This window comes from Streptomyces sp. MZ04 (assembly GCF_004684775.1).
Classification (GTDB): Bacteria; Actinomycetota; Actinomycetes; order Streptomycetales; family Streptomycetaceae; genus Streptomyces.
Genome location: NZ_SRIC01000449.1, coordinates 1 through 4,316, shown reverse-complemented (window position 1 = coordinate 4,316; position 4,316 = coordinate 1). Strand labels below are relative to the sequence as shown.

1 protein-coding gene and 1 pseudogene are annotated in these 4,316 nt (G+C 70.9%); both read left to right on the top strand.

The window, feature by feature from the left end; translation table 11 throughout:
• A partial coding sequence (gene eccCa / locus E2651_RS41540; protein WP_135336448.1) for a type VII secretion protein EccCa occupies positions 1-3,947 on the top strand: 3,947 nt, incomplete at its 5' end.
• Positions 3,944-4,316 (top strand): annotated as a pseudogene (locus tag E2651_RS41535) (hypothetical protein); the annotation flags it as partial. The gene eccCa and the pseudogene E2651_RS41535, both read left to right, overlap by 4 nt.

Sequence of the window (4,316 nt, the reverse complement as noted above, 5' to 3'; positions counted from 1 at the left end):
GCACCATCGAGCCGCCCCCGAATCTGCCCGAGGGCAAGATGGGCAACGCCGCCACCGCCCTGCTCCCGATGGCCGGCGTCATGGGCTCGGTCGTCATGATGACCGTCATCCGCAACAGCCAGTTCGCTGCCGTCGGCGCCATCGTTCTCGTCTTCGCCCTGCTCGGCGCGGTGGCCCTCTTCCTGTCCCAGCGCGGCAAGGCCCAGCGCACCCGGCGTACCCAGCGCGAGCGCTATCTCGAGTACGTCGAGGAACAGCGCGAGGAACTGGGTGCCATCGAGCGGGAGTTGCGGAGCCAGGCCCGGGTCCTCAATCCGCCTCCGACGGCGCTGTACGACCTGGTGCGCGACCCAGCCCGGCTGTGGGAGCGGCGCCGTCTGGACGCGGACTTCCTGCGCGTGCGGCTGGGCACCGGCGACGTACCCGTGCAGCGGTTGGAGATCGGCCAGAACCAAGGCAGCGGTGTGCTGACCCCGCCCGACCCCTTCATGCTGAATGAAGCGCGGGCCCTGCAGCACCGCTTCACCACCGCCACCGACTTCCCCCTCATGGCGCCGCTGGACCGCGCGGGCAACGTCAGCATCATCGGCGAGCGGGACGACGTACTGTGCGTCGCGCGCGCCCTGCTGATCCAGGCCGCCGTGACCCACGCCCCCGACGATGTCGCCATCGCGCTCGGCGTGCCCGGCGAACGCCTGGACGCGTGGGAGTGGGCGAAGTGGCTGCCCCACGTCCTCGACGCCCAGCAGGACGACGGGCCGGTCGCAGCCCGGCGCATCGCACCAAGCATCGAGCAACTGGCTCGGCAGTGCGCCCCGGACCTGCGACGCCGCTCCTCCTACGCCGCCGAAGTACGCCGCGGCCTGTCCGACAAGAACGCCCTGCGGATGAACGACCGGCTCCTCGTCGTCAGCGACTGCCACGGCCGCACCGCCACCGAACTCCCCCGCCCCGACACCGCCGTCGACCTCACCGGCATGGGCGTGACCGTGCTCCACCTGCTCGAACAGCAGGTCCACGAACCGGACCAGGTGTCCGTACGCATCACCGTCGACGGCGACCACGTCACGGTCCAGGACCTGCGACTGCCGGACACCGCCGTCGCGGCAGGGACGTCGGACGAGGTCGGCATCGCGGGGGCCGAAGGCCTTGCCCGCATGCTTGCCCCGCTGCGCCTCTCGGCCGAGTCCGCCGCCGAGGGCACCCCCATCTCCGGCCCCGTCGACTTCCCCACCCTCCTCGGCATCGACGACCCCGCCGCCCTCGACCTGAACCACCTGTGGGCGCCACGCGGCGAGCGCGACTTCCTGCGCGTACCCATCGGCCTCAACGACCGCCACGAGCCAGTCCTGTTGGACCTCAAGGAGTCCTCCGAACTGGGCATGGGCCCGCACGGACTGTGCGTCGGCGCGACCGGCTCCGGCAAGAGCGAACTGCTTCGCACCCTCGTGCTGGCCCTCACCGCCACGCACTCCTCCGAGGACCTGGCGCTCGTCCTGGTCGACTACAAGGGCGGCGCCACTTTCGCCCCGTTCACCGAACTCCCGCACGTCGCCGGGGTCATCACCAACCTGGAGAACCAGGCCGGACTCGTCGAGCGCGTCCACACCAGCCTGGCCGGCGAGGTCACACGCCGCCAGCAGGTCCTCAAGGACGCCGGGAACATCGCCGACATCGGCCACTACGCCGCCCTCCGCGCCAAGCAGCCCGAACTCGGCCTGGAGGCGCTGCCCCACCTGTTCGTCGTCATCGACGAATTCGGCGAACTCCTCACCGCCAAGCCCGACTTCATCGACCTGTTCCTGTCCATCGGCCGCATCGGCCGCTCGATCGGCGTCCACCTGCTGCTCTCCAGCCAGCGCATCGAATCCGGCAAGCTCAAGGGCCTGGAGACCTACCTCTCCTACCGGCTCGGCCTGCGCACCTTCTCCGCCGACGAGTCCCGCACCGTCCTGGACACCACCGACGCCTTCCAGCTGCCGCCGCTGCCGGGCTTCGGCTACCTCAAGGTCGACACCTCCACGTACGAACGCTTCAAGGCGGGCTACGTCTCCGGCGCCCACCGAGGCCCCACCCTCCACGACCAGACCGAGGAAGAACCCCTCGCCTGGCCCTACCCCACCTTCAACGCCGGGCAGAACCCCCAGGCGGGCGTGCCGGAGGAAGGTGGCATGCGGGAGCGGGAGACCGGCCCGACGGTCCTGTCCACCATGGTCGACCAGCTGTGCACCGCCGCTCCCCCGGTACGCCGCATCTGGCTGCCCCCACTGCCCGACGCTCTCACCCTCGACCAGGCCGCCGGGCCCGTACAAGCCTCCGAGCACGGTCTGCACCTCGCCCGGCGGGGCGACGCCATGCGCGTACCGCTGGGCATACTCGACGACCCGGCCAAACAGTGGCAGGAGCCCTGGTTCCTGGACCTGACCGTCTCGGGCGGGCACACCGCTGTCATCGGCGGCCCGCAGTCCGGCAAGACCACCCTGCTGCGCACCCTCGCACTCTCCCTCGCCCTGACCCACACTCCGGCCGACGTCGCCGTGTACGGCCTGGACCTGGTCGGCGGCGGACTCTCGGCGCTCGCCGGTCTTCCGCACGTCGGCGGCATCGCCGGACGCGCCGACCACGAACGCGCGGCCCGCACCGTGGCCGAGGTCCGCGCCCAACTCGCCCTGCGCGAAGAACTCTTCCGCGAGCACGGCATCGACTCCGTCGACCAGCTGCGCCACCTGCGCGCCCAGGGACGGCTCAGCGAGATCGGCTCGACCGACATCGTGCTGCTCATCGACGGATTCGGAGCGCTGCGCGACGAGTTCAACGACCTCGACGACACCGTCGCCGACCTCCTCAAGCGCGGCAGCGGCTACGGCATCCACATCGTGGCGGGCATGCTGCGCTGGAACGACGTACGCATCGCCACCCAGTCCATGTTCGGCACCCGCATCGAACTACGCCTGAATGACCCCTCCGACTCCAGCATCGACCGCAAACTCTCGGAGACGCTCTCCGCCGACACCCCCGGCCGCGTCCTGACCGACACCAAGCTCTTCGCGCAGGTGGCCCTGCCCCGCATCGACCAGCACCGCGCCACCGGCGACCTCGGCGCCGCCCTGGAAAGCGCCGCACGCACCATCCGCGCCAGCTGGCACGGCGAACTCGCCTCCCCAGTACGCGTGTTGCCCACCGCGCTGCCCGCCGCGAAACTGCCCTCACCCACCGCCGAGCCCGCTCGCATCCCGCTCGGCGTCGACCAGGACAACCTCGCCCCGGCCCACCTCGACCTGTTCGGAGGCGACCAGCACCTGCTGGTCCTGGGCGACAACGAATGCGGCAAGACCAACCTCCTCAAGCTCATCACCCGGCAGCTCATCGACCGCCACGGCGACAGCGACCTGGTCTTCGGCGTCTTCGACCCGCGCCGCGGCCTGCGCGGCACCGTCCCCGAGCCCTACCGCGGCGGCTACGCCCACAACGCCAAACTCGCCCAGGCCCTCGCCACCGGCATCGCCAGCGAACTCGAGAAGCGCCTCCCCGAGACCGCCGACCCGGACGCGATCACCGACGGGCCCACCTTCACCGGCCCCCGCATCGTCATCCTCGTCGACGACTACGACATCCTCACCACCGCAGGACAACAACCCCTGGCGCCCTTCCTGCCCTACGTCTCCTCCGCTCCCGACATCGGCCTGCACTTCGTCATCACCCGCCGCGTCGCAGGATCCTCCCGCGCCCTGTACGAACCCTTCCTCACCACCCTGCGCGAAACCGGCACCACCGCCCTCCTCATGACCGGCGACCGTACCGAAGGCCAGCTCTTCCCCGGCCTCTACGCCTCCACCCAACCCCCCGGACGCGGCACCCTCATCCGCCGCGGCCGCCGCCACCAGCTCATCCAGACCGCCCTCGCCACAGCGACCGAAGAGACCGACACGGAGACCCAGCACCCGTGACCAAGGACGTCATCGCCCTCACCCCCAAGATGCCCGACATCAACACCCTGCTCGCCGGCCTCTTCGCGGGCGGTCCCGATCTGGGCGTCAGCAGTGTGAACGAGGGAGCGGTCGTGCAGCTCTGCGCTCCGAACGGCCGTCCGCTCGTCTCTGTCGAATCGCCCCTCCTGGTCCAGGTCTCCGGCGAGGCCCAGCGTCTGCTCGGAGCCGAAGTGACCGCCCCCGACGGGCCGTTCTGGTGGACCGAGGCCCGAGCCTCCACCGCCGTCGAGGAGGGCGAACGGCTCGCCGGTTCGTTCGCCGGGCGCCTGACCGCCGTGCTCGGCGGCACGGTCTGGCCGCCGGACGCAGCCCACACCGACGTCGTCC